Source organism: Mesorhizobium sp. FG116 (assembly GCF_057809835.1).
Genome location: NZ_JBMDKS010000039.1, coordinates 1 through 23439, shown reverse-complemented (window position 1 = coordinate 23439; position 23439 = coordinate 1). Strand labels below are relative to the sequence as shown.

At 61.0% G+C, this 23439-nt stretch carries 21 protein-coding genes and 3 tRNA genes; 14 read left to right on the top strand and 10 right to left on the bottom strand.

Annotated elements, in window-relative coordinates; all coding sequences use genetic code 11:
- Window positions 1-25 precede the first annotated feature (25 nt).
- The gene (gene gltX / locus ACODTY_RS21860; protein WP_488996289.1) at window positions 26-1399 is read left to right on the top strand and encodes a glutamate--tRNA ligase; all 1374 of its coding nucleotides are present in this window, start codon (window positions 26-28) and stop codon (window positions 1397-1399) included.
- On the opposite strand, the gene ACODTY_RS21855 is transcribed toward gltX, so the two are convergent.
- The 3 genes from ACODTY_RS21855 to ACODTY_RS21845 form a co-directional block, all read right to left on the bottom strand.
- Window positions 1317-2381, bottom strand: coding sequence for a DUF2865 domain-containing protein (locus ACODTY_RS21855; protein ID WP_488996288.1), 1065 nt, complete (start codon window positions 2379-2381; stop codon window positions 1317-1319). The genes gltX and ACODTY_RS21855 overlap by 83 nt on opposite strands.
- 52 nt (window positions 2382-2433) lie before the next feature.
- Window positions 2434-4794 (bottom strand): NADP-dependent malic enzyme, encoded by a 2361-nt coding sequence (locus ACODTY_RS21850; RefSeq protein ID WP_488996287.1) that lies wholly within the window; start codon window positions 4792-4794, stop codon window positions 2434-2436.
- Between the two features lie 147 nt (window positions 4795-4941).
- Complete coding sequence (locus ACODTY_RS21845; RefSeq protein WP_488996286.1) at window positions 4942-5721, bottom strand: SDR family oxidoreductase; 780 nt, start codon at window positions 5719-5721, stop codon at window positions 4942-4944.
- Window positions 5722-5848: 127 nt separating this feature from the next.
- On the opposite strand from ACODTY_RS21845, the gene ACODTY_RS21840 reads away from it, so the two are divergent.
- The gene (locus tag ACODTY_RS21840; RefSeq protein ID WP_488996285.1) at window positions 5849-6670 is read left to right on the top strand and encodes a UDP-2,3-diacylglucosamine diphosphatase; all 822 of its coding nucleotides are present in this window, start codon (window positions 5849-5851) and stop codon (window positions 6668-6670) included.
- 115 nt (window positions 6671-6785) lie between these two features.
- Complete coding sequence (locus ACODTY_RS21835; protein ID WP_488996284.1) at window positions 6786-7991, top strand: MFS transporter; 1206 nt, start codon at window positions 6786-6788, stop codon at window positions 7989-7991.
- Here the strand turns inward: ACODTY_RS21835 and dgcA are convergent.
- The gene (gene dgcA / locus ACODTY_RS21830; RefSeq protein ID WP_488996283.1) at window positions 7971-8951 is read right to left on the bottom strand and encodes an N-acetyl-D-Glu racemase DgcA; all 981 of its coding nucleotides are present in this window, start codon (window positions 8949-8951) and stop codon (window positions 7971-7973) included. The two genes, ACODTY_RS21835 and dgcA, sit on opposite strands and share 21 nt — an antisense overlap.
- A gap of 77 nt (window positions 8952-9028) precedes the next feature.
- Between dgcA and ACODTY_RS21825 the strand changes: the two genes are divergently transcribed.
- From ACODTY_RS21825 to ACODTY_RS21810, 4 genes are all read left to right on the top strand, one after another.
- Complete coding sequence (locus ACODTY_RS21825; RefSeq protein ID WP_488996282.1) at window positions 9029-10216, top strand: ABC transporter permease; 1188 nt, start codon at window positions 9029-9031, stop codon at window positions 10214-10216.
- Window positions 10217-10238: 22 nt separating this feature from the next.
- Window positions 10239-11036 (top strand): ABC transporter ATP-binding protein, encoded by a 798-nt coding sequence (locus ACODTY_RS21820; protein WP_488996281.1) that lies wholly within the window; start codon window positions 10239-10241, stop codon window positions 11034-11036.
- Between the two features lie 8 nt (window positions 11037-11044).
- The gene (locus ACODTY_RS21815; protein ID WP_488996280.1) at window positions 11045-12418 is read left to right on the top strand and encodes an MlaD family protein; all 1374 of its coding nucleotides are present in this window, start codon (window positions 11045-11047) and stop codon (window positions 12416-12418) included.
- A gap of 100 nt (window positions 12419-12518) precedes the next feature.
- Entirely contained in the window at window positions 12519-13115 is a 597-nt protein-coding gene (locus ACODTY_RS21810) for an ABC-type transport auxiliary lipoprotein family protein (RefSeq protein WP_488996279.1), read from the top strand.
- A gap of 84 nt (window positions 13116-13199) precedes the next feature.
- Here ACODTY_RS21810 and ACODTY_RS21805 read toward each other — a convergent pair whose 3' ends face one another.
- The 3 genes from ACODTY_RS21805 to ACODTY_RS21795 all read right to left on the bottom strand — a co-directional run bounded on the left by ACODTY_RS21805 (window position 13200) and on the right by ACODTY_RS21795 (window position 16395).
- Window positions 13200-14747, bottom strand: coding sequence for a DEAD/DEAH box helicase (locus ACODTY_RS21805; protein ID WP_488996278.1), 1548 nt, complete (start codon window positions 14745-14747; stop codon window positions 13200-13202).
- 184 nt (window positions 14748-14931) lie between these two features.
- Window positions 14932-15705, bottom strand: a complete 774-nt coding sequence (locus tag ACODTY_RS21800) for an NAD kinase (RefSeq protein WP_488996277.1) — start codon at window positions 15703-15705, stop codon at window positions 14932-14934.
- Window positions 15706-16319: 614 nt separating this feature from the next.
- A tRNA-Thr gene (locus ACODTY_RS21795) sits at window positions 16320-16395 on the bottom strand.
- Window positions 16396-16539: 144 nt separating this feature from the next.
- On the opposite strand from ACODTY_RS21795, the gene ACODTY_RS21790 reads away from it, so the two are divergent.
- Window positions 16540-16713: a hypothetical protein gene (locus ACODTY_RS21790; protein WP_488996276.1), complete on the top strand. Its 174-nt coding sequence runs from the start codon at window positions 16540-16542 to the stop codon at window positions 16711-16713.
- Window positions 16714-16750: 37 nt separating this feature from the next.
- On the opposite strand, the gene bhcR is transcribed toward ACODTY_RS21790, so the two are convergent.
- The gene (bhcR, locus tag ACODTY_RS21785; RefSeq protein ID WP_488996296.1) at window positions 16751-17569 is read right to left on the bottom strand and encodes an HTH-type transcriptional regulator BhcR; all 819 of its coding nucleotides are present in this window, start codon (window positions 17567-17569) and stop codon (window positions 16751-16753) included.
- Window positions 17570-17780: 211 nt separating this feature from the next.
- Here bhcR and gcl point away from each other — a divergent pair, with 211 nt between their 5' ends.
- From gcl to ACODTY_RS21770, 3 genes are read left to right on the top strand one after another with little or no spacing between them, the layout of a single operon-like run.
- Complete coding sequence (gcl, locus tag ACODTY_RS21780) at window positions 17781-19562, top strand: glyoxylate carboligase (protein ID WP_488996275.1); 1782 nt, start codon at window positions 17781-17783, stop codon at window positions 19560-19562.
- A gap of 24 nt (window positions 19563-19586) precedes the next feature.
- Window positions 19587-20384 carry a 2-oxo-tetronate isomerase gene (gene otnI, locus ACODTY_RS21775; RefSeq protein ID WP_488996274.1) on the top strand — a complete coding sequence of 266 codons (798 nt, stop codon included), beginning with the start codon at window positions 19587-19589 and terminating at the stop codon, window positions 20382-20384.
- Between the two features lie 25 nt (window positions 20385-20409).
- The gene (locus tag ACODTY_RS21770; protein ID WP_488996273.1) at window positions 20410-21294 is read left to right on the top strand and encodes a 2-hydroxy-3-oxopropionate reductase; all 885 of its coding nucleotides are present in this window, start codon (window positions 20410-20412) and stop codon (window positions 21292-21294) included.
- 67 nt (window positions 21295-21361) lie between these two features.
- On the opposite strand, the gene ACODTY_RS21765 is transcribed toward ACODTY_RS21770, so the two are convergent.
- Window positions 21362-22222, bottom strand: coding sequence for a TrmH family RNA methyltransferase (locus ACODTY_RS21765; RefSeq protein ID WP_488996272.1), 861 nt, complete (start codon window positions 22220-22222; stop codon window positions 21362-21364).
- 194 nt (window positions 22223-22416) lie between these two features.
- On the opposite strand from ACODTY_RS21765, the gene ACODTY_RS21760 reads away from it, so the two are divergent.
- Window positions 22417-22501 (top strand) — tRNA-Tyr (locus ACODTY_RS21760).
- Window positions 22502-22525: 24 nt separating this feature from the next.
- Window positions 22526-22599, top strand: a tRNA-Gly gene (locus tag ACODTY_RS21755).
- A 21-nt stretch (window positions 22600-22620) separates the two neighbouring features.
- Here ACODTY_RS21755 and ACODTY_RS21750 read toward each other — a convergent pair.
- Entirely contained in the window at window positions 22621-23007 is a 387-nt protein-coding gene (locus ACODTY_RS21750) for a hypothetical protein (protein WP_488996271.1), read from the bottom strand.
- Window positions 23008-23315: 308 nt separating this feature from the next.
- On the opposite strand from ACODTY_RS21750, the gene ACODTY_RS21745 reads away from it, so the two are divergent.
- The coding region (locus ACODTY_RS21745; protein ID WP_252815864.1) for a GTP-binding protein at window positions 23316-23439 on the top strand (124 nt) is incomplete at its 3' end.

The window sequence follows — 23439 nt, the reverse complement described above, 5'->3', positions numbered from 1 at the left end:
TGAAAGCATCCGTTACGCCCCGTCCATGACCGTTACAGTCCGCTTTGCTCCGTCGCCCACGGGCCGAATTCACATCGGCAACGCCCGCACAGCCTTGTTCAACTGGCTGTTCTCGCAAAAGAACAAGGGCCGTTTCATCCAGCGCTTTGACGACACGGATATTGTGCGTTCAAAGCAGGAGTATTCCGACTCGATCCTCTACGACCTGCATTGGCTGGGCATTTTCCCGGATTCCATCGACTACCAGTCCAAGCGCTTCGATATCTACGACGCTGCTGTGGAGAAGCTGAAGGCGGCGGGCGTTCTCTACGCCTGCTACGAAACGCCGGAGGAGCTTGACCTGCGCCGCAAGATTCGCCGCACGCGCGGTCTGCCGCCGGTCTATGGCCGGGAAGCCTTGACGCTGACAGCCGAGCAGATTGCGGAATACCAGTCGGATGGCAGAAGGCCGCATTGGCGCTTTTTGCTGCCGAACTTCGCGTCCGATCCGATGCATCCCGAGCGCACCGATATCCGCTGGAACGATCTGGTGCGCGGCGAAGAGACCGTAGACCTTGCCTCGCTGTCCGATCCGGTTCTGGTGCGAGAGGATGGCACCTATCTCTACACGCTGCCTTCGGTTGTCGATGACATCGACATGGGCGTCACCCACGTCATCCGCGGCGACGACCATGTCACCAACACCGGCGTGCAGATGGCCTTGTTCAAGGCGCTTGGCGCTGAGTTGCCGACCTTCGGCCACCACAATCTGCTGACGACGACGACCGGCGAGGGCCTTTCCAAGCGCACCGGCGCACTGTCGATAGAGAGCCTGCGTGAAGCCGGTATCGAGCCGATGGCGATTGCATCGCTGGCGGTGCTGATCGGTACGTCTGAAAGTGTGCAGGCAATGCCGACCATGGAGGAGCTTGCCGATCATTTCGATCCGGCTGCGACCTCGAAATCGGCGGCCAAATTCGATCCCGACGAGCTTTTCGTGCTCAATCGAACCTTGCTTCACCATATGGCCTTTGACGAAGTCCGTGATCGCCTGATCGTTCTCGGCGTATCGGATGCGCGCGCCGAGCCGTTCTGGAACGCGGTGCGCGGCAATCTCGACAAACTGGCGGATGCCGGCAAGTGGTGGCGGATCGTCAACGACGGCGTGCAGGACAAGCCTGAATTCTCGGATGAGGATCGGGATTTCCTCAGAGAGGCTTTTGATCTGTTGCCGGATGAGCCATGGGACGTGGCCGTCTGGAAAACCTGGACAAACGCCGTTCGCGAAAAGACTGGCCGTAAGGGCAAGGCGCTGTTTGCACCGCTTCGGCTGGCGCTTACCGGGCTGTCTTCCGGGCCGGAGCTTGCAGATCTATTGCCTCTTCTCGGCCGGGAAGGAACGTTGGCCCGACGACCCTGACCTTTCGGTCTTCGTCGATTTCCCGCTCGACCGGCTTGATATCCTTTGCCGCATCCGGCGCCGAGGCGGCGGGCTTGGCGGGCGTGATCTCAACAATGGACGATCCCGGTCGCGAGAGCATCTGCGGCGAGTGGGCATCGGGCGTGGTTCCGAACAATGAGGAATCCCTGGTGGAGCCGCAACTGCAACTCGGTTCCCTCGTTACGTCCAGTCGCCTGAAGACAAATGCGTTGGGCAACTGCCTGTAAGGCCCGCCGGTGACGGACGACAGCATGTCGCCGGCTTTGGTGTCACCTCTCTCGGAATAGAACAGTTCGACATTGGTGCCGGGGCAGGCGGCTTCGCAGCGGGCCTGATCGCGCTGGAAATCGCCGACCGAGGCGATGGTTGACATCGGAAAGAAATAGCCGTCGCAGGTTCGTACGCAAAGCGTGCGGTATTCACCGTCAAGCCGCTGGAAGCCGTCGCCGCTCCTTCGGATGATGACGCCCTTGTTCAGCGCCTGCTCCTGCCTTTCGACGTACGGAGGCTCGCCCAGTTGGTCTTGGTCATCCGACGGTGAAGATCGCAGGATGATGACCTGCCCCTTGCGGCAGCCATTGGCCTCTAGGGAAGCCATGATGCGGGCATGATCACGATTGCCTGTATGACCTGCGTTCGACGCCCGCTCGCGTTGCAAGCTGTCGAGATTGGCATTCATTCGATCGATGGTGCTGTTGATGTCGGCGCAATCCTTGATCGCGTTGCCCGATAGCTGGAAATCGCACTGTTGCTGGCGCGCATGGTCGCGTGCGATCTCGATCTGCTCGACCTGTTCGGCAATCGCGTCGTCATATTCGCCGACGTTGTTTGGAGCGCCGGCAAGCTCCGCTTCGAGTTGGCGGCAGATATCCGAAGCAGCGACAGCCGGAAGGCAGGCAGCGACCATCATCCCGCCCGCAAGCGTCAAGGCAATTGTCAGTTTTCGCTTCTGACCCTGCACTTTCGCCTCATGTTCAAAGCTGTCCACGCGAGGCTAGCGCGCCGAAAGTTAACTACTTCTTTAGGGTCCTTTTTGACCGTGGTGTCGGCTGATCGACGTCCAATGTTGCCTGGGCCTTTTGCGCTGCCTCGACGATGGCCAGCGCCGTCATGTTGACCACGCCGCGCGATGTGACCGATGGCGTCAGGATATGGGCCGGCATGTCTGCTCCCAACAGGATTGGCCCGACATGCAGCGCATCCATCATCTGTTTGACGGTGGACATCGCGATATTCGCCGAATCGAGATTGGGGAAGACGAGCAGGTTTGCTTCGCCCTTCAGGCGTGAATGCGGAAAGACGCGCTGGCGCAGTTGCGGCGAGAGCGCCGAATCGGCGTTCATTTCGCCGTCGCATTCCAGTTCCGGCGCGAGCCGGGCAATGAGTTCCGCCGCGTGGCGCATCTTGGCAGCGCTTGCCGTATCGCGCGAACCGAAATCGGAATGGGACAGCAGCGCGGCCTTTGGCTCGATACCGAAGCGCCGGATTTCTTCCGCCGCGAGCACCGTCATTTCGGCGATCTCCTCCGCCGTCGGATCGACAGTGACATAAGTGTCGGTGAAGAAGGTGATGCCGCGCTGCGAAATCAGCATGGAGAGGGTCGAAAGGTCATTATCCTTGATGCCCGGCCGAGGCCCGATGATGAGCGAGACGTTGCGCAGATGCTTGCTGAACCGGCCTTCCAGACCGCACAACATCGCATCGCCATCGCCGCGCTTCAGGGCGAGGGCCGCAATCACGGTGTTGTCGGTGCGCACCATCGTGCGCGCAGCTTCTTGGGTGACGCCGCGCCGTCCCGCCAGTTCGATGAGAAGATCGACATAGTGCCGGTAGCGGGGATCATCCTCGGGGTTGATGAGCTGGAAATCCTTGCCGGCCTTGATCTTGAGCCCGTAGCGCCTGAGGCGCACGTCGATGACATGCGGCCGCCCGATCAGGATCGGCTCGGCAATGCCTTCTTCGACGACCACCTGCGTGGCGCGCAGCACCCGCTCATCCTCGCCATCCGCATAGACGACGCGCTTGGCCGTGGAGGCGCGCGCCGTGGTGAACACCGGCTTCATGACCAGGCCGGAGCGGAAGACGAAGCGGTTGAGCTTGTCCACGTAAGCGGGGAAATCGGTGATCGGGCGCGTGGCGACTCCGGTGTCGCAGGCCGCCTTGGCGACCGCCGGCGCGATCCGCAGGATGAGGCGCGGATCGAACGGCGAGGGGATGAGGAATTCCGGGCCGAAAATGGGTGTCTCGCCGGAGTAGGCGCGCGCGGCGACATCGGAGGGTTCCTCGCGGGCCAGCGCTGCAATGGCGCGCACCGCCGCCATCTTCATCTCCTCGTTGATCGCCTTGGCGCCGCAGTCGAGCGCGCCGCGGAAGATGTAAGGAAAGCACAGCACGTTATTGACTTGATTGGGGAAATCCGAACGGCCGGTGCAGATCATCGCGTCCGGGCGAGCTTCGCGCGCCGTCTCCGGCATGATCTCCGGCGTCGGGTTGGCAAGCGCGAGAACGAGCGGCTTGTCCGCCATCAGCTTGAGCAGTTCCGGCTTCAAAACGCCTGCGGCAGACAGGCCGAGGAACACATCCGCGCCCGGCAGGACGTCGGCCAGCGTACGCGCGTTGGTGTCCTTGACGTAAGGGTCTTTCCAGCGGTCCATTTCATCGACGCGGCCCTTATAGGCGACGCCGAAACGGTCGGTGACCCAGATGTTTTCTATCCGGACGCCGAGCGAAACGAGAAGGTTGAGGCACGCCAGCGCCGCCGCGCCCGCGCCGGAGGTGACGACCTTGATGTTCTCGATCGACTTGCCGGCGAATTCCAGGCCGTTGAGGATCGCCGCCGCCACGATGATCGCGGTTCCGTGCTGGTCGTCGTGGAACACCGGGATGTTCATGCGCGCCTTGAGCTGTTCTTCCACCTCGAAGCATTCGGGCGCCTTGATGTCCTCTAGGTTGATGCCGCCGAAGGTGGGTTCGAGCGCCGAGATGGTGTTGACCATGCGGTCTATGTCCGGCGCGTCGATTTCGATGTCGAAGACGTCGATGCCGGCGAATTTCTTGAACAGGACGGCCTTGCCTTCCATCACTGGCTTGGAGGCGAGGGGGCCGATATTGCCGAGGCCGAGAACGGCGGTGCCGTTGGAGACGACGCCGACGAGGTTTGCCCTCGCGGTGTAGTCGGCTGCGGTGGCTGGATCGTCGCGGATTTCCAGGCAAGGAGCGGCCACGCCGGGGGAATAGGCAAGCGCGAGGTCGCGCTGGTTGCCGAGCGGCTTGGTGGCCTGGATTTCCAGTTTACCGGGGATGGGATGCTTGTGGAAGAAGAGCGCGGCCTCCTCGAGATCCGACCGCGTCGTTTTCGTATTGCCGCCGTTCATGTCACAGCTCCCCTCGCTCGCCATTGGGACCCAGAAGCCGATGCTTTTTATTATAGTCCGGCTCTAACTGTCTGTTTGAGCGCAATCATTTTCGACAGCCAACCGGCGTCACGCTCTAAACTCGATGTTGGTACTAGCACGCTTTCGTCAAAAGGCACTCACGTAGAGGCCGCCATCCACCGGGATGTTCTGCCCGGTCAGGTAGCCGGCGTGGACCGAACAGAGGAAAGCGCAGACCTGCCCGAACTCTTCCGGGGTGCCCAGCCGCTTTGCCGGAATGTCGGCGCTGATGCGCGCCTTGCGCGCGGTCGCGGCGGCAGGATCTTCGACGGAGCCCGGTTCGTGCGGCCCGCGCAGCCGGTCGGTGTCCAGCTTGCCGGGCAGGAGGTTGTTTATGGTGACGTTGCGGTCGGCCACCGTGCGGGTAATGCCGGCGAGGAAGGATGTGAGGCCGGCGCGGGCGCCGGACGAGAGGTCAAGGCCGGGGATCGGCATGTAGACCGACAAAGATGTGATGTTGACGATGCGGCCGAAGCCGCGCGCGGCCATGCCATCGACGACGGCTTTGACCAGTTCGATCGGGGTCACCATGTTCTGGGTGACGCCCGCGAGGATCTTTTCGCGGTCGAGTTCGCGAAAATCGCGGAACGGCGGGCCGGCGTTGTTGTTGACGAGGATGTCCGGTTCCGGGCAGGCGGCGAGCAAGGTTTTCTGGACGCCGGGCTCAGATACGTCGCCGGCGATTTCGGTGACGGTGACGCCAAAGCGCTCGCGGATTTCAGCGGCGGTGCGGGCCAGAACCTCGGTGTTGCGGCCGTTGACGACGATATCGCAGCCGGCTTCGGCGAGCGCCATGGCGCAGCCGCGCCCGAGCCCCTTGCTCGACGCGCAGACGATGGCTTTGCGGCCGTGAATACCAAGATCCATGAGATGTTCCCTCCAGTTCCTGATCCGGTCACTTGCCTGACGCTACCCTGCGGGCTGGATCAATCGCAACTGTCATACGCTTGTTGCATGAATCGCGGCATAGGCATCACCAAAAGGTGAGATTGCGATGCCCGGCCAAGAACCCCGCACTTTCCGCAGCATTTTCATCTCCGATGTGCATCTGGGATCGAAGGCTGCCAAGACGGAATTCCTGATCGACTTCCTGCGCCACCACGATGCCGATACGATCTACCTTGTCGGCGACATCGTCGATGGATGGCGCTTGCGCCGGACGTGGCATTGGCCGCAGAGCCACAACGATGTCGTGCAGAAACTGCTGCGCAAGGCGCGCAAGGGCAGCAAGATCACCTATATCGCCGGAAACCACGACGAGTTCGCCCGCCAGTTCCAGGGCGTGCATTTCGGCGGCATCGTTGTTGCCGACAGCGTGATCCATGAGACCGCCGACGGCAAGCGCTTCCTCGTCATCCACGGCGACCAGTTCGACACCGTGGTGCACAATGCGCGTTGGCTGGCCTATCTCGGCGACTATGCCTACGACGCGGCGGTGTTCACAAATCGGCTCATCAGCCGCATGCGCAGCCTGCTCGGGCTTGAGTACTGGTCGTTTTCTTCCTGGGCGAAACTGCGGGTGAAGAAGGCTGTCAGCTTCATCGGTTCGTTCCAGACCGTGCTGGTTCAGGAAGCGCGCCGGTCCGAAGCGGATGGCGTGATATGCGGTCACATCCATCACGCAGCCATAGAGACGTTCGGCGACGTCGAATACATTAACACCGGCGACTGGGTCGAAAGCTGCACGGCGGTGGTGGAGCACTTCGACGGCCGCATGGAAATCCTGCGCTGGGCACAGGTGAAATCCGATGCGCCGCCGCCCAGCAACATCCTCGTTCCGATCCGCATCGACGTCCGGGTGCCTGAAGCCGCCTGAAAGGCCGCATGCACAACCGGCGGTATGACCGTTCCGCCAGATAGTGCGCTGTGGTAGATCGACCGAAGCCGCGCCGTCCGGATTCGGGCGGCAGCTTGTCGGATCGTTTCAATTCATGTCCCTGCCGCCGCTTTCGTCAGAACAGCAGATCAGGCCGCGCCATTTCGAATTGCGCATGGCCGCGATCTTCTTCACGCTTCTGATCCCGAACGGCATTTACATCCCGTATTTTCCGCTTTGGCTGACCGAAAACGGCTTTGGTCCCGAAGAGGTCGCGGTGATCCTGTCCGCGCCGATGTTCCTGCGCGTGGTGACGACGCCGTTCCTGACTGCGATGGCCGATCGGGCCAGCGACCGGGCAAATGTCTATATCGCGCTCGTCGCCGCCTCGGTCCTCGTCTCCGCAGGCTACTTCCTGCAACCCACTTACGTACTGGTTTTGGCCGTATCGCTCGCGCTGGCAGTGGTGTGGACGCCGCATTCGCCGATAGGCGATTCGATCGCGCTGTCGGGGGTCCGGCGCTATGGCGCGAACTATACCGGGATGCGCATTTGGGGTTCGATATCGTTCCTCTGTGCAAATCTCGCCGGCGGCTTCATTCTGGCGCACACCGGCGCTCAATCGGTGCCGCTGATCGTATTCCTGTCGTTTTGCGCGGCATTGGTCGCTGGCCTGTTTGCCCCACGCCTCGGCCCACCGCGCCGCGCGTCACCCTTGTCCGCGACAGACATGCAAGTATCTGCGCCGAAGCTGCTCAATCCTTATTTTCTCTACTTCGCGGCTGGCACTGGCATTCTCATAGGCAGCCATGGCTTCCTGTACGGGTTCGTATCGATTTACTGGAAGTCCATCGGCATCAGCGATTCCATAATCGGCCTGTTGTGGGCCTGGGGCGTTGCGGCCGAAATCGGCATGTTCCTGTTCTTCAACAGGCTCTTTGCCTCATCGACCGTTGTGAAGGTGATGGTGCTGGCGGGGGTTGGCGCGGTCGTGCGCTGGCTGATTTTCCCCTTGATCTGGCCTTTGGGACTTGGCGTTGCTGGCTTCTTTGCCGTGCAAACGCTGCACGCGCTTTCGACGGCCCTGATCCTGATCGGCTTGCAGAAGATGATTGCCGAGACCGTTGCCGAGGAACAGACCGGGGCTGCCCAAGGCATTGCCTATTTCAGCAACGGCTTTTGCACGGCGGCGGTGACCCTGGTTTCAGGGCCGATCTACCACCGGTTCGGGGTGGACGGCTTCTTTGCGATGATAGCCGTAGCCTTGGTGGGCCTGGCATGCATTGGCCTTGCCGCGCGCTCAGCCCCAAAGCGCTTGTGATGGCGGCGAGACGAGCGATCCCTCATAGGTGAGGCCGGGTTCGCGGTCCACCGCGAGCAACAGCGGTCCATCCAGATCGACGAATTCGGCACCTTGTGCCAAAAGCACCGCCGGCGCCATGGCGAGCGAGGTGCCGACCATGCAGCCCACCATGATGCCGAACCCCAATTCGCGGGCGCGATCCCGCAAAAGCAGGGCTCCCGTCAACCCGCCAGCCTTGTCGAGCTTGATGTTGACGGCATCGTAAAGGCCGATAAGGGCTTCGAGGTCGCGGGCTTCATGCACGCTTTCGTCGGCGCAGATCGGTATCGGATGCGGAATTTTCTTCAGGATGCCGTCGCGCCCTGCCGGCAGCGGCTGTTCGACAAGGGCCACTCCGAGTTCCGCCGCCGCCGCCAGGTTTTCGACGATGTTGTCGTCGGTCCAGCCTTCATTGGCATCGAGGATGATGCGCGAGCGAGGGGCCGCTTCCGCGACCGCTCGGATGCGGACAATGTCGTTGTCGCCACCGATCTTGACCTTGAGGAGAGGGCGCACGGCGTTGGCGCGTGCCTGCGCCGCCATCGATTCCGGCGTACCCAATGACAAGGTGTAGGCCGTTTCCAGCGGGACGGGAACGATGCCTAGTCGCTCGGCAACGGAGGTGCCTCCGGCCTTTGCCTCGAGGTCCCATAGGGCGCAGTCGATTGCGTTGCGGGCTGCGCCGGCCGGCATGGCCTTGATCAAGGCGTGCCGGTCCATCCCGGATGACAGTTGCCCCTTGATGCTCTCAATTGCGGCATGGACACTTTCCATTGTTTCGCCATAGCGCTTGTAGGGAACGCATTCGCCGCGCCCTGAATGGGCCCCGTCCGTGATCGTGCAGGTGATGACCTCGGCCTCGGTCTTCGAACCGCGCGAGATGGTGAAGGTGCCGGCGATGGGAAACCGTTCCGCCTCGACCGAAATGACACGCGCCATATCTTTCTTCTCCATCAGGGGCTTGCGATGGCCTCTGCAAATCGACAGTCAAACGCCAACGGGTTAAACAGGGCGCCATGTTGACCATTGGCAAACGCGACGCAAGAAGGGCGGCTGCAAGGCAGGCAGATCATATGCCGCGCATCGCGCTGAGCGAGGACGGCGGCACGCTGGGCTGCGCGTTTTCCGGCATCTGGACAACGCGCACAGTGGCACATGTCGATGCCGAGATGCGCAAGATCGAGAGACGCAACGGCTTTCAAACGCTGACGCTCGACCTTTCGCGAATCGAAAAGCTGGATACGGCGGGCGCCTGGCTGATCGACAGGCTTCAGAGCGCCAACAAGGCACGCGGCGTCAACGTGACGATGCAGGGAGAAAGCGAAATCGCCGCCATCCTGCTTGGCGCTGTGGGCGACGCTGCGGCCCGGTCTGACGAATCAAGGCCCGAACGCGCACCCAACATTGTCATTCGGGGACTGGAGGCGGTTGGCCGCCGGGTCTACGAGATGCGCGACGATTTCCTTGCCGCCATGAACATCCTTGGCGCGACGATACGCGGCGCGCAGATGAAGCTCGGCCGAGGCCACGCGGTCAATCCTGCTGCAATCTTCAACCAGATCGACCGCATGGGCGTGGGCGCAATCCCGGTCGTGCTTTTGATGTCCGCCATCGTCGGCGCCATCGTTGCACAGCAGGGCGCTTACCAGCTCAGCTATTTCGGCGCCGATATTTTCGTTGTCGACCTCGTGGGCGTGCTGGTGCTGCGCGAGATGGGCGTTCTTCTGACCGCCATCATGATCGCCGGCCGCTCCGGCAGCGCGATTACCGCCGAAATCGGTTCGATGAAGATGCGCGAAGAGGTCGACGCGCTAAAGGTCATCGGCCTCAACCCGATTGGCGTCCTGGTTTTCCCGCGTCTGGTGGCCCTGGTCATTGCGCTGCCGTGCCTGACCATAATGGCGAACTTTGCTTCGCTCGGCGGCGGCATGCTGGCCGCGTGGCTCTATTCCGATATTCCGCCCGCCGCCTTTATCGACCGGCTTCGCGTGGCCATAGATCTCAGCACCATTTTCGCCGGGCTGATAAAGGCGCCATTCATGGCGATGATCATCGGTACGATTGCTTCGGTAGAAGGAATGAAAGTTGGCGGCAGCGCCGAATCGCTCGGCCAGCACGTAACCGCCTCCGTGGTGAAATCGATCTTCGTCGTCATCGTGCTCGATGGCCTGTTCGCAATATTCTACGCGGCGATCAATTTTTGACATGGCGGTGGCTGGCGAAACCATGGCGAGCGCAGTTTCAGGAAGCGATGAGGTCGTCCTTTCCGCGCGCGACGTTACCGTTGCATTCGGCTCGAAGGTGATACTGGACAAGCTTTCGCTCGAAGTCAGGCGCGGCGAAATCCTCGGCTTTGTGGGCGCATCCGGCGCGGGCAAATCCGTGCTGCTGAGAACCATACTGGGTTTGACCAAGAAGCAGTCGGGCACGATTACGCTGTTCGGCGTCGATGTCGACAAGGCAAGTGACATTGAACGCCTGCGGATCGATATGCGCCTTGGCGTGTTGTTCCAGCACGGGGCGCTTTTTTCGGCGCTGACGGTTCAGGAAAACGTCCAGGTGCCGATGCGCGAATATCTCGACCTGCCGAAGAAGCTCATGGATGAACTGGCGATGCTCAAGATCGAGCTTGTCGGCCTGCCGGCAGACGCAGCGCGCAAGTTTCCATCCGAGCTTTCCGGCGGCATGATCAAGCGCGCGGCGCTTGCGCGTGCGCTGGCGCTCGACCCCGATATTGTTTTTCTGGATGAGCCCACTTCCGGCCTCGACCCCATCGGCGCGGCAGAGTTCGACGAACTCGTGGTCAAGCTGCGCGATACGATGGGGCTCACCGTCTACATGGTCACGCACGATCTCGATTCGCTTTTCACCGCGTGCGACCGCGTTGCCGTGCTTGGCAACAAGAAGGTTATGGTGGAAGGCACCATCGAGGACATGCTGAAAAGCGAAGAGCCGTGGGTAAAGTCCTATTTTCGCGGAAAACGCGCCCGTCAGCTTGATCTTGCCGTCCGACAGCAAAGATAGTCAGCCCAATGGAAACCAGAGCCAACTACGTCATTGTCGGGATCTTTACGCTGGCCGCGATTTTGGCAGCGTTCGGCTTCGTCTACTGGACGGCGGCCATCGGCGATCGTGGTGAGACGGCGCTGCTGCGGGTGCGCATTCCGGGCTCCGCATCGGGCCTCGCACGCGGCAGCTTCGTGCTGTTCAACGGCGTCAAGGTTGGTGATGTCCGTCGCGTCTACATCGACGTAGACAACCCGACTGTCGCGATTGCGGATACCGAAGTGGATCGGCTGACGCCGATTACCAAGTCCACCCAAGCCGACATCGGCCTTGCCGGATTGACCGGGCAGGCGAACATCGAACTGAAGGGTGCCGATCCGCGCGAAACCAAGCTGCTTGATGACGCGGAAGCGCAAAACAAGATCGCGGAGATAACGGCCAATCCTTCTGCTGTGACCAACCTGTTGCAGACCGCGCAGGACATATTCACGCGCGCCGACAAGGTTCTGTCGCAGCTGGAAGGCTTCACCAGCGACGTGCGCGGACCTTTGACCAAAACCGTCGAAAACGCGCAGAAGTTTTCCGATGCCTTGGCAAAGAATGCCGATGGCATCGACAAGTTCCTGACCAGCGTCAGCGCGTTGTCGGAGGAATTGCAGGGTGTGTCGGGCAAGCTTGACGGCACGCTCAAGGCGGCGGAGGGCCTGCTGAACTCGGTCGACAAGGATCGGGTGAAGGAGATCGTCGCCAACATCGACACTTTCACCAAAAACCTCAAGCAGTCCGGGGACCAATTCGACGGCGTGATCAAGGGCGTGAACACGGCAGTGGCGTCGATCAACGATTTTGCTCAGAAGACGCAAGGCACGCTGGCCAAGGTTGACGGCGTGCTGGACGGTGTCAATCCGAACGACGTGCGCGAAGCCCTCACCAACATCAAGAGCGCGAGCGAGAACGCCAACAAGGCCGCGAGCGACATCGCCTCGGTTACGAAGAAGTTCGGCGACCGTGCCGACGATATCGACCAGACCATCAGCGATGCCAAACAACTGGCCGAGCGCCTCAACAACGCCTCGGTGCGCGTAGACGGCATATTGGCCAAGGTGGACACGCTGCTTGGCTCCGGCGAGGCCAATGGCGTGATGGCCGATGCGCGCGAGACGCTGAAGTCGTTCAAGCAGGTGGCCGATACGCTGAATGCACGGCTGGGCACGATCACCGACAATCTTGCCCGCTTCTCAGGGCAGGGGCTTCAGGACGTCGAGGCGCTCGTTCAGGACAGCCGCCGCTCGATCAACCGCATCGAGCAGGCGGTGACCGACCTTCAGCGCAACCCGCAACGCATCCTGTCAGGCGGGGACGGCGAGGTGCGCCAGTATGATGGAAGGGTGCGACGTTGACATTGCCGTCCAATCACCGCACAAAACCGCCGGTTGAGGGCCATGCCGCACCGACCGCATGTTTGCATCAGGCGCGGCCGCAGCAGACCGGGGAAACTTCGTGAAGGCTGTCAGAGCTTCTTTCGTGGCCGTGCTGTTTGCCGTCGGGCTTTCCGGCTGCGCGGCCTTGCCGGGTGGCGGGCCAGCGCCTCTGGATACGTTCGAGCTTTCTGCGCCGGCCGTTGAGGCGAAGGGCCATAGCCGCCGGCAGATCCTGATCGCTGAGCCTGCGGCGCTCAAGGCATTCGATGGCCAGAACATCGTCATCAAGCCGAAGGACGGCTCGATCCAGTACCTGAAAGGCGCGCAGTGGGCCGACCGCTTGCCGCTGATCGTGCAGGCGCGGCTGGCCGAAACATTCCAACGCTCTGGGAGCTTCGCCGGTGTCGGCAAGCCGGGCGAGGGGCTGGCGATCGACTATCAGGTCATCGCCGAAATCCGCTCCTTCGACGTGCGTGTCGTCGGGGGCGATCGCGCCGTGGTCGAGCTCTATGTGCGCCTGCTCAACGATCGCAATGGGGAAGTCCGAGCGGCAAGGAATTTTACGGCGTCTGCGCCCGTTTCGGGAGGCGGCAACCAGGCTTATGTCGCGGCGCTCGACCGGGCGTTCGGCGATGTGGCAACGCAGATCGTGCGCTGGACCGACGCCACGCTATAGCTTGCTCAATTCGTACTCTGAGAAAGCAGCGACCCGGCTGGCCGCTTTGCCGTGCCGGTGTTTGGCTTGCGAACTTTGCGCGGTTCAGACCTTGGCGACGATGCGCATGAAGGCGGGAACGTCTTCGCCAAAGCCCACGGTCGAGTCGTTGTCTTCCTCGCGATGCCGGTCGGAACGACCGCCGCGCTGAGGCCTCACATCGTTGCGATTACGCTCGGACGAATTCCTGCGGTCGTTGTTGTCGGCGCGGATCGCCTGCTTGCGCTCATGGCGCTCCGTGTTCTCGGCAGAGGCCGTTTCGGCAGCAACCGCTTCAACCGGTTCCGGCTTCGCGGCATCGGTCGTGGGGGCGTCATGCTCGCGACGCGGCTTGCGATCCCGGCTGCCTTCTTCCTTGCGGCCGGCTCTGCGGGGAGCGCCACGGCCGCGGCGAGGTGCATCATGCTCGTCGTCGCTGACGACGACGGTCGAGAGATCGCCGTCATGCCATTCGATGGTCTGGCCGATCAGCCGCTCGATCGCATCGACATATTTGGTGTCGGCGCGAGTGGCGATGGTGAAGGACTTGCCGGACCGGCCGGCTCGTCCCGTGCGGCCGATGCGGTGAACATAGTCTTCCGCATGGATCGGCACATCGTAGTTGAAGACGTGGCTGACGTCAGGAATGTCGAGGCCGCGCGCGGCGACATCGGAGGCGACGAGCAGCTTCAGCTTGCCGTCGCGGAAATTGCTCAACATGGTCATGCGCGCGCGCTGGTCCATGTCGCCATGCAGTGCGCCGGCATTGAAGTCGTGCTTGGTCAGCGAGCGGAAAAGTTCCGAAACCTCGACCTTGCGGTTGCAGAAGATGATGGCGTTCTTCAAGCCGTCTTCTTCCTGCCGGATCAGGTTGCGCAGCACTTCGCGCTTGTTCCAGGGTTTCGTCCCGGATTTGACCAGCCGCTGCGTCACGGTCGTTGCCGTGCTTGCCGCCTTGGCGACTTCGACGCGCACCGGAGCCTGCAAGAATTTTTCCGTGAGCTTGGTGATTTCGGGCGGCATGGTTGCCGAGAAGAACAAAGTCTGGCGCGTGAACGGGATCATCTCGCAGATGCGCTCGATGTCGGGGATGAAGCCCATGTCGAGCATGCGGTCGGCCTCGTCGATGACGAGGATATCGACGCCGTTGAGCAAGAGCTTGCCGCGCTCGCGGTGGTCGAGCAGGCGTCCCGGCGTTGCGATCAGCACGTCGGCGCCGCGCTCCAGCTTCTTGTCCTGCTCGTCAAACGAAACGCCGCCGATCAAAAGGGCGATGTTCAGCTTGTGGTTCTTGCCGTATTTGACGAAGTTTTCTTCGACCTGCGCGGCCAACTCGCGTGTGGGCTCGAGGATCAGCGTGCGCGGCATGCGGGCGCGGGCGCGGCCTTTTTCGAGGCGCGTAATCATCGGCAGCACGAACGCAGCGGTCTTTCCGGTGCCGGTCTGGGCGATGCCGAGAACGTCCTTGCCAACCAATGCGTGCGGAATGGCGCCTGCCTGGATTGGCGTCGGCTGCGTATAGCCGGCGTCTGCAACTGCGGAAAGCACCTTGGGCGACAGGCCAAGGTCCGTGAAAGTCAACGCCTCTTGGGCGGTCTGGGTGTCTGAGGACAAATCGATTGCTGTCTTTAGCTTGTTCTGGGAGCGCGGCGGCTACGTTGCGGCCTGCGCCTCGCATACGCGACAATGGGATGCCGATATGCGCAAGTCCGCGATTTGTCAACACAAACGGGCGGAAATGCTGGGATTGCAGCGTTGTATTCTTAATTCACGCCGCCGATTTTCTGGCTGTGAACCATCAATATCTGAATTGTTCGGTCAGGATTCGCTCGTTCCAGGAATGGCTGGGATCGAAAAGCAGCGTTGCTGTCGCTGTCGGCGACTGGCGAATGACCACGCTCGCCACGCCCTTGACTTCGGTATGGTCGGCTGCCGCGTTCACTGGCCGCTTGTCCGCTTCAAGTATGTCGAATTGAACGACTGCCCTGTTGGGCAACAGCGCGCCGCGCCAGCTACGCGGACGAAACGGGCTGACCGGGGTCAGGGCAAGCAATTGCGCGTCCAGCGGCAGGATAGGCCCGTGGGCAGAGAGGTTGTAGGCGGTGGAGCCGGCGGGCGTCGCCACCATGACGCCATCGCAACTCAACTCGGCCATGCGCAACTGGTCGTCTACGGTAATGCGGATCTTGGCGGTCTGGTAGGATTGACGCCATAGCGCCACCTCGTTGATGGCAAGCGCGGTTACCGTTTCCCCTGCCGTGGTGACCGCCTGCATTTCGAGCGGCCGTATGGTTTCGGAGATTGCGGCGCCGATGCGCTCGGGCAGCGCATCCATGTGGTATTCGTTCATCAAGAAACCGATGGTGCCCCGGTTCATCCCGAACACTTTCTTGCCGGTGCTCATGGTGTCGCGCAGCGTCTGCAGCAGGAACCCGTCGCCGCCGAGCGCAATGACGATTTCCGCCTTGTCCACGCCGACATTGCCGTACTGGGCCGAAAGCTCCTGCAACGCGGCTTTGGCGTCGGGCGTGTCCGACGAGATGAACGCAAACCGGGCTGGCGCTTTGGTCATGGCTTTTCGAAGGAAGGTCCAGTTTCGATGCGTTCGCGGCGTAGCATGGGTTGCGATGCCTGCAAAGTGACGCGAACTTTGCCCTGCCGGGCACAGGAACGGTCATTGCCTGCTACAAATGGTCACCGAGGTTAAGATTCCTCTTAATTTCTTATAAAGGCCTGGTTCTCATGCTAAGCGAACTGGAAGCCAGGCGGGGGCCTAGCCGACAGGAAATTGCCTTGCCGTTCATGCGCATGACAATCGTTGTTCTCCTCATGGGAGTTTTCGCGCTCGCCTTTGCCGGATTGACCCGCCAATCCGATGCGCTGAGCGCAAGGCCCCAATCAACGGCATCGAACTGCGGCGAGGCGGCCCGAGCGCCATGCCCGACAAGACGGGCAATGTAGCCGCGCTCAAGATAGTGCCTGCAAAGAAAAGCCCCGCCCGAGAGCAAATTCGTCGGCTCCAGGGCAGGGCTTGCCGAGATGCCCCCACCACGGCAATGCAATGCTAGCGAGCGTTCGCTTGGCTGAAGCTGAACGAGCCATTCATCTGGCGTTCATCAAAGCTGAGGCCTTGGCCGGCGATAGAAGCCGCCGGGCCATGAGATGCACTTGATGCGAGTATGAAGCTGGTGCCCCCGGCAGGAATCGAACCCGCGACCTTCGGTTTACAAAACCGCTGCTCTACCAGCTGAGCTACAAGGGCATCGCGCTCCGGTTAGCATATTTGCCGCTCCAGTAAAGACAAATGTCCCGACGCAGCAGCTTCAACCACATTCGAGCATGAAAATCCGGCGATTGCTTCCTACATCCTGTGTTGGTCGCATAACCCCGGAATAGAGGGACCTCGATGATCCGAATTGTCGTGATTGCCTTGATCGTTCTGGCTGTCTGGCTGGTTCTGCTCAACGTCCTGCGGCTGGTGAGGCGCAAGAACATCGACTGGACAGGCATCGCGACCATGATCGGATTTGTTGTGCTTGCCTTCTACCTGCATCACGTCACAGGAATCGGGTGGTGGTAGCAAAAGGCGCTTGTAGTTGAGGCAAGGACAGCCGGCGTCAGACCACCTTGCCGCCAACCATCGCGGTTATTTCCGCAGCCGCCTTGCGCACGGCAGGGCCGATTTCACCCAGGCGCTCGGGCGTTACCCGAACCGTGGGGCCTGACACGGAGACACCCCCGACAGGTTCTCCAAACTCGTTGAAAATGGCGGCCGCGACACAGCGCATGCCGAGGTTGCGTTCCTCATCATCGACCGACCAGCCGCGTGTCTTGATCTCCGCCAGGTTGCGGGTGAGGGCGGGCAGCGTCGAAAGCGTCTTTTCGGTGAAGGCCTCCAGGCCCGCCTTCTTGATGATTGCCGCAACGCGCTCTTCGTCCAGATGCGCCAGCACTGCCTTGCCGATGCCCGAGGCGTGAAACGCCGTTCGGGTGCCCGGTCTGAAGAATGCGCGGATTGCCTGGTGGGTTTCGACCTGACTGACGAAAACCACGCAATCATCCTCAGTGACACCGAGGTTCGACGTTTCCCCGGTCTTTTCCATGAGATCCTGCATGACGATGCGGGCGCGGTCGACCAGCTTGCGGCTGCGCAGGAAGGCCGATCCCATGCGGTAGGTTTCGACGCCGATCGACCAGAGCTGTTCGGTCTTGTCGAACTCGACCATGCCGTGGTTCTCGAGCGTGGTCAGCATCCGGTAGGCAGTGGACGCGGCAATACCGGAACTATCGGCGATCTCGCTCAGTGAAAGCCCACTGCCTTCCGCCACGATGGCCAGAATGCGCAGCGCGCGGTCCAGCGCTTGCACCGAACCTGTTTCGGCAGAAGCGTTGAAAGAGCGCGGACGCCCACGCTGGCGTTTTTCGACCGTATCCATTTCCGCATATTGACCGAGTTTTCTGATCGCGCAATGAAAAAATATTTTATTCTGTTTCCAGGGGTGTAAATTGAAAAACGAAAATACTAGCCTATTCAGTATGTTGAGCTGTTTTTCTAGAAATGAAAAATTATTTTGAAAAAATTGAAAAATCGCATGGCGAATGGCAGAGTCGAGGTCATCAAGATCATCTCCGATGGAGGATACTGCCATGGCCCGGATGCGCGCCGTCGATGCCGCCGTTCTCGTTCTCGAAAAGGAAGGTATTTCATGTGCCTTCGGCGTGCCGGGAGCCGCCATCAACCCGCTCTATTCGGCCTTGAAGGCGCGGGGCACGGTCCGCCACGTGCTGGCGCGCCACGTCGAGGGCGCTTCGCACATGGCGGAAGGTTACACCCGGGCCAAGGCAGGCAATATCGGCGTGTGCATCGGCACATCCGGCCCGGCCGGAACCGACATGATCACCGGCCTTTATTCGGCCTCCGCAGATTCGATCCCGATCCTGTGCATCACCGGGCAGGCGCCGCGCGCCCGTCTCAACAAGGAAGATTTCCAGGCGGTCGATATCGCGGCCATCGCGGCTCCGGTCAGCAAATGGGCCGTCACCGTCATGGAGCCTTATCTGGTTCCGATGGTGCTGCAGAAGGCATTTCACCTGATGCGCTCGTCAAGGCCCGGCCCGGTGCTGGTCGACCTGCCGGTCGATGTCCAGTTGGCCGAGATCGAGTTCGACATCGACGCCTATGAGCCGTTGCAGGTCTTCAAGCCGGCGCTGACGCGCGCGCAGGCCGAAAAGGCATTGTCGATGCTGAACGAGGCGGAAAAGCCGCTGATCGTTGCAGGCGGCGGCATCATCAATGCCGATGCGTCAGACCTTCTCATCGAGTTCGCGGAGATCACCGGCGTTCCGGTCATCCCGACCCTGATGGGTTGGGGCACCATCCCGGACGACCACCGCCTGATGGCCGGCATGTGCGGCCTGCAAACTTCGCACCGCTACGGCAACGCGACGATGCTGGCATCGGATTTCGTGCTGGGTATCGGCAATCGCTGGGCAAACCGGCATACCGGTTCGGTCGAAAAATACACCCAGGGCAAGAAGTTCGTTCACGTCGATATCGAGCCGACGCAGATTGGCCGCGTCTTCGCACCCGATCTTGGCTTCGTTTCGGATGCAGGCGCAGCTTTGAAGATGCTGCTGGATGTCGCCACGGAGTGGAAGACGGCCGGCAAGTTGCGGGATTGGTCCGGCTGGGCCAAGGAGTGCCAGCAGCGCAAGAAGACCATGAAGCGCAAGACCCACTTCGACCAGGTGCCGCTGAAGCCGCAGCGCGTCTATGAGGAGATGACCAAGGCGTTTGGCCGCGACACCACCTTCGTTACCACCATCGGCCTCAGCCAGATTGCCGGCGCGCAGTTCCTGCACGTCTACAAGCCGCGCAACTGGATCAATTGCGGCCAGGCCGGACCTCTCGGCTGGACGCTGCCGGCGGCGCTCGGCGTTCGTGCGGCGCGTCCCGATGCAAACATCGTTGCCTTGTCGGGCGACTACGATTTCCAGTTCATGATCGAGGAACTGGCAGTCGGCGCCCAGCACAAGCTGCCCTACATCCACATACTGGTGAACAACGCCTATCTAGGCCTTATCCGCCAGGCGCAGCGCGGTTTCTCGATGGACTACGAGGTCAGCCTCGCCTTCGAAAACGTCAATGCCTCCGGTGACGCCGAGGCTGGTTATGGCGTCGATCATGTCGCTGTTGCCGAGGCGATGGGCTGCAAGGCGATCCGCGTTCGCAAGCCGGAGGAGTTTGCCAACGCCTTTGCCGAAGCCGACCGTCTGATGAAGGAACATCAGGTGCCGGTCGTGCTTGAGTTCATCCTCGAGCGTGTCACCAATATTTCGATGGGCACCGAGATCGACAACATCACCGAATTCGAAGAGCTTGCCGAACGGAATGAGGACGCGCCATCCGCGATCCTTTTGCTCGATTGATTCAGTTTGTGAGGAATTACTGCCATGCCACGGTTTTCAGCCAATCTTTCCATGCTCTTCAACGAGTACGATTTTCTTGACCGCTTCGATGCGGCAGCCCGCGCAGGCTTCAAGGGCGTCGAATATCTCGGTCCCTACGACCATGCGCCGGACGTGGTGGCCGCGCGACTGAACAAGAACGGCCTCAGCCAGGTCCTGTTCAACGTCCCCTCGGGCGACTGGGCCAAGGGCGAGCGCGGCATCGCCGTATTGCCTGACCGGGTCGATGAGTTTCGCGCCGGCGTCGACAAAGTCATCACCTATGCCAAGGCGCTGGGTTGCCCGCAGGTGAACTGTCTTGCCGGCATCGCACCGGCTGGCGTCGCCCGCGAGGAACTGGAAAAGGTGTTTGTCGCCAACCTCAAATTTGCCGCTGAAAAGCTTGGAGGGGCCGGTATCCGCCTGCTGATCGAGCCGATCAATACGCGCGACATTCCGGGCTTTTTCCTGACCAATACAAAGCAGGGACTGGACCTGATCGAGAAGGTCGGCTCGCCGAACCTCCATTTGCAATACGACATCTATCACATGCAGATCATGGAGGGGGATATCGCCCGTACAATAGAGGCGAACCTTGGCCGCATCGCGCATATCCAGCTTGCGGACAACCCCGGCCGTCATGAGCCGGGTACGGGCGAGATCAACTATCCGTTCCTTTACGACCTGATCGACCGTCTCGGATACTCGGGTTGGATCGGCGCAGAGTACAAACCGAATGCCGGCACCGAAGCAGGGCTTGGCTGGTTCAAGCCGTTCGCGGGCAAGGGCAGCGTCGCCGCCTGATTGAAAAGACTATCGGAGAAGAACAATGGAAAAGATCGGCTTCATCGGCCTTGGCATCATGGGCGCGCCGATGGCGGGGCACCTTCTGGATGCCGGCTATACGGTTATCAGCACCGACCATAGGTCGAAGGCTCCGGCGGACCTTGTCGCCAAGGGCCTGAAGACCGTTACCGGCAACAGCGCTGTCGCCAAGGCCGCCGACATCATCATCACCATGGTGCCCGACACGCCGCAGGTGGATGAGGTGCTGTTTGGCGAAAACGGCGTCGCCTCGGGTCTGTCCAAGGGCAAGCTCGTGGTGGACATGAGTTCGATCTCGCCGATCGCCACCAAGGAGTTCGCCAGGAAGGTGAATGCGCTTGGCTGCGACTATCTCGACGCGCCTGTGTCCGGTGGCGAAGTGGGGGCCAAGGCGGCATCGTTGACCATCATGGTTGGCGGCGAGGAAAAGCCTTTCGAACGGGCGAAGCCGGTGTTCGAGAAGATGGGCAAGAACATCACGCTTGTGGGTCCGAACAGCGTTGGCCAGACCACCAAGGTGGCGAACCAGATCGTGGTTGCGTTGACCATCGAGGCGGTGGCTGAGGCGCTGGTGTTTGCCTCAAAGGCGGGTGCCGATCCGGCCAAGGTACGTCAGGCGCTGATGGGCGGGCTCGCCTCGTCGCGCATTCTCGAGGTTCACGGCGAGCGCATGATCAAGCGCACCTTTGCGCCCGGCTTCCGCATCGAGCTGCACCAGAAAGACCTGAACCTTGCGCTGGAGGGCGCGAAGTCGCTCGGCGTCTCGCTGCCCAACACCTCGACGACGCAGCAACTCTTCAATTCCTGCTCTGCCAATGGCGGAGGAAAGGACGATCACTCCGGTCTGGTCAAGGCGCTGGAGCGGATGGCCGGGCACGACGTTGCATAGCCGGTAAAGCAGGTGGCGAACGGGTGCCCGGTTCCGTTCCCAACGGGGGTGCGTTCGCCGCCTGCGTCTATTTCAGGAATTTCCTCGCCGCATAGAGCGCGACGGCAGTGGCGTTTGAGACATTGAGCGAGCGGATGGCTCCCGGCATGTCGAGGCGTGCCAGCGCGGTGACGGTTTCGCGGGTCTTCTGCCGCAGCCCTTTGCCTTCCGCGCCCAGCACCAGCGCAATTTTCTCACCCGAAAAGGTCTTTTCCAATTCGGCAGGTCCGTCGGAATCAAGGCCGATGGTCTGGAAGCCGGCTTCGTGCAACTGCCCAAGCGCATCGGCAAGATTGCGCACCTCGATCTGGTCGATGTGTTCGAGCGCGCCGGATGCTGACTTCGCCAGCACGCCGGATTCGGTTGGACTGTGGCGCGTGGTGGTGATCAGCGCGCCCGCGCCGAAGGCGACTGCCGAGCGCAGGATCGCGCCGACATTGTGCGGGTCGGTAACCTGGTCGAGCACCAGCACGAGCTTTGTGTCGCCCAGCGCATCCAGCCGTTTTGGCTTGAGCGGTTCGGCTTCGATCAGGACGCCCTGGTGCACCGCATCGGAACCCGTGATCTTGTCGATGTCGCGCGGCTCGGCAAGTTCCGCTGTGAAGGGCAGGGCGGCAATGTCGTCGATGCCAAGGCGTTCGGCCGCGTTGCGCGTTACCAGCATCTTGCGGATCTTGCGGCGAGGATTGTCCAGCGCGGCACGCACGGTGTGCAGCCCATAGAGCCGCACCAGCCCGTCTTCCGCCTGTTCGCCCGGCGGCAGTTTGTGGCGTTGACGGAAAGCAGGCGTGCCACCGGCTTTCTCGTCGCGGTGTGCGCGTCTCAGTTTTGCATAGTGGGAATCTTTTGGCGTTCCGGGGAGTTTGCCGGGCTTTTTGGTATCGTTCATGGCGGTTCTATAGCGGTGTCGCCGTGCTTTGCCTATGGCCGTTGGCGGTGGGATAAGAACTGCGACGAAAAAGGCCTGCTTCGCGGTTGACACTCCAGAACCTTGCGGCCATAAGGCGCTTCGCGGATTTCGGGCTGCGGGAATGTTTTCCGGGATCGGCAAAATGCCTCGCAGCAAGGCTCCGTCGGCAGACTGGAGGGGTGCCCGAGTGGTTAAAGGGGACGGACTGTAAATCCGTTGGCTTAGCCTACGTTGGTTCGAATCCAACCCCCTCCACCACTGCCGGACCGGAGACCAAGCGGCGCGGGTGTAGCTCAATGGTAGAGCAGCAGCCTTCCAAGCTGAATACGAGGGTTCGATTCCCTTCACCCGCTCCAAAAACCGGCTAAAGGCCTTTCCTATTCCGGCGCCTTGTTTGCTGACGGTTTGAATGACACCTTCATCACAATCTGACCGGTCAAGGTGAGGCGGCTGACACGCATGCCGGTGTCGTCTGTCCGCGTGTTGGTTGTGATTCTGGAAATTTCACACGCCTTCGCCACCGTATCTAGGACGACGTCGCAGCTTCTGGACGCGATGGCATAGAACGATTTCAGCGCCTCTTCCTGCTGGGCCTCAGTGCCCTTGGTTTCGTCAAGCGGAACCATGATCGTTATCGACGACTGGATCGAGCTTTCCTGGCCCGGCCTCAGCCGTTGTTCCGGTAGGTAGTCCTGTGAAAATGCGGGCAGGCTAGAGCCTGCAGCGGCAGCTAGAATGGCGATGACTTTCAACTTGCGGTACATGGAATTTCCTCACTCTTACCGTGTGATTTTCGCAAGCAACAATTCAAAGGCGAGTTACGTTATTGGTTAAATACCGAACGATGTGAGGAATTGCCGGAGAAGGCCCTGGCCCTTGTCTCATGCGGCTATTTCAATGGTGAAATCATTCCCTATATTAGGGGCACATCCTCAACCGGACCTGCAACTGATCGAGCCGAACGCGCCCGACCCGGTGGCATTGGCCAAAAGACGCTTGTGTTTTTGGGCCTTTGTCGCTAATCGCCCCGCATTCGACTGAACCAAGGTCCACGCGCCCAAGGAAAGAGACTATGGCAAAAGGTAAATTCGAGCGCACGAAGCCTCATGTGAACATTGGCACGATTGGTCACGTTGACCACGGCAAGACGTCGTTGACGGCAGCGATCACGAAGTATTTTGGCGAGTTCAAGGCGT

Bases quoted from the DNA above. Each gene is read 5' to 3' on its own strand.
- gltX (WP_488996289.1), top strand. From the start codon at position 26: ATGACCGTTACAGTCCGCTTTGCTCCGTCGCCCACGGGCCGAATTCAC.
- ACODTY_RS21850 (WP_488996287.1), bottom strand. From the start codon at position 4,794: ATGAACGGCGGCAATACGAAAACGACGCGGTCGGATCTCGAGGAGGCC.
- ACODTY_RS21845 (WP_488996286.1), bottom strand. From the start codon at position 5,721: ATGGATCTTGGTATTCACGGCCGCAAAGCCATCGTCTGCGCGTCGAGC.
- ACODTY_RS21840 (WP_488996285.1), top strand. From the start codon at position 5,849: ATGCCCGGCCAAGAACCCCGCACTTTCCGCAGCATTTTCATCTCCGAT.
- ACODTY_RS21835 (WP_488996284.1), top strand. From the start codon at position 6,786: ATGTCCCTGCCGCCGCTTTCGTCAGAACAGCAGATCAGGCCGCGCCAT.
- dgcA (WP_488996283.1), bottom strand. From the start codon at position 8,951: ATGGCGCGTGTCATTTCGGTCGAGGCGGAACGGTTTCCCATCGCCGGC.
- ACODTY_RS21825 (WP_488996282.1), top strand. From the start codon at position 9,029: ATGTTGACCATTGGCAAACGCGACGCAAGAAGGGCGGCTGCAAGGCAG.
- ACODTY_RS21820 (WP_488996281.1), top strand. From the start codon at position 10,239: ATGGCGAGCGCAGTTTCAGGAAGCGATGAGGTCGTCCTTTCCGCGCGC.
- ACODTY_RS21815 (WP_488996280.1), top strand. From the start codon at position 11,045: ATGGAAACCAGAGCCAACTACGTCATTGTCGGGATCTTTACGCTGGCC.
- ACODTY_RS21800 (WP_488996277.1), bottom strand. From the start codon at position 15,705: ATGACCAAAGCGCCAGCCCGGTTTGCGTTCATCTCGTCGGACACGCCC.
- ACODTY_RS21790 (WP_488996276.1), top strand. From the start codon at position 16,540: ATGATCCGAATTGTCGTGATTGCCTTGATCGTTCTGGCTGTCTGGCTG.
- bhcR (WP_488996296.1), bottom strand. From the start codon at position 17,569: ATGGATACGGTCGAAAAACGCCAGCGTGGGCGTCCGCGCTCTTTCAAC.
- gcl (WP_488996275.1), top strand. From the start codon at position 17,781: ATGGCCCGGATGCGCGCCGTCGATGCCGCCGTTCTCGTTCTCGAAAAG.
- otnI (WP_488996274.1), top strand. From the start codon at position 19,587: ATGCCACGGTTTTCAGCCAATCTTTCCATGCTCTTCAACGAGTACGAT.
- ACODTY_RS21770 (WP_488996273.1), top strand. From the start codon at position 20,410: ATGGAAAAGATCGGCTTCATCGGCCTTGGCATCATGGGCGCGCCGATG.
- ACODTY_RS21765 (WP_488996272.1), bottom strand. From the start codon at position 22,222: ATGAACGATACCAAAAAGCCCGGCAAACTCCCCGGAACGCCAAAAGAT.
- ACODTY_RS21750 (WP_488996271.1), bottom strand. From the start codon at position 23,007: ATGTACCGCAAGTTGAAAGTCATCGCCATTCTAGCTGCCGCTGCAGGC.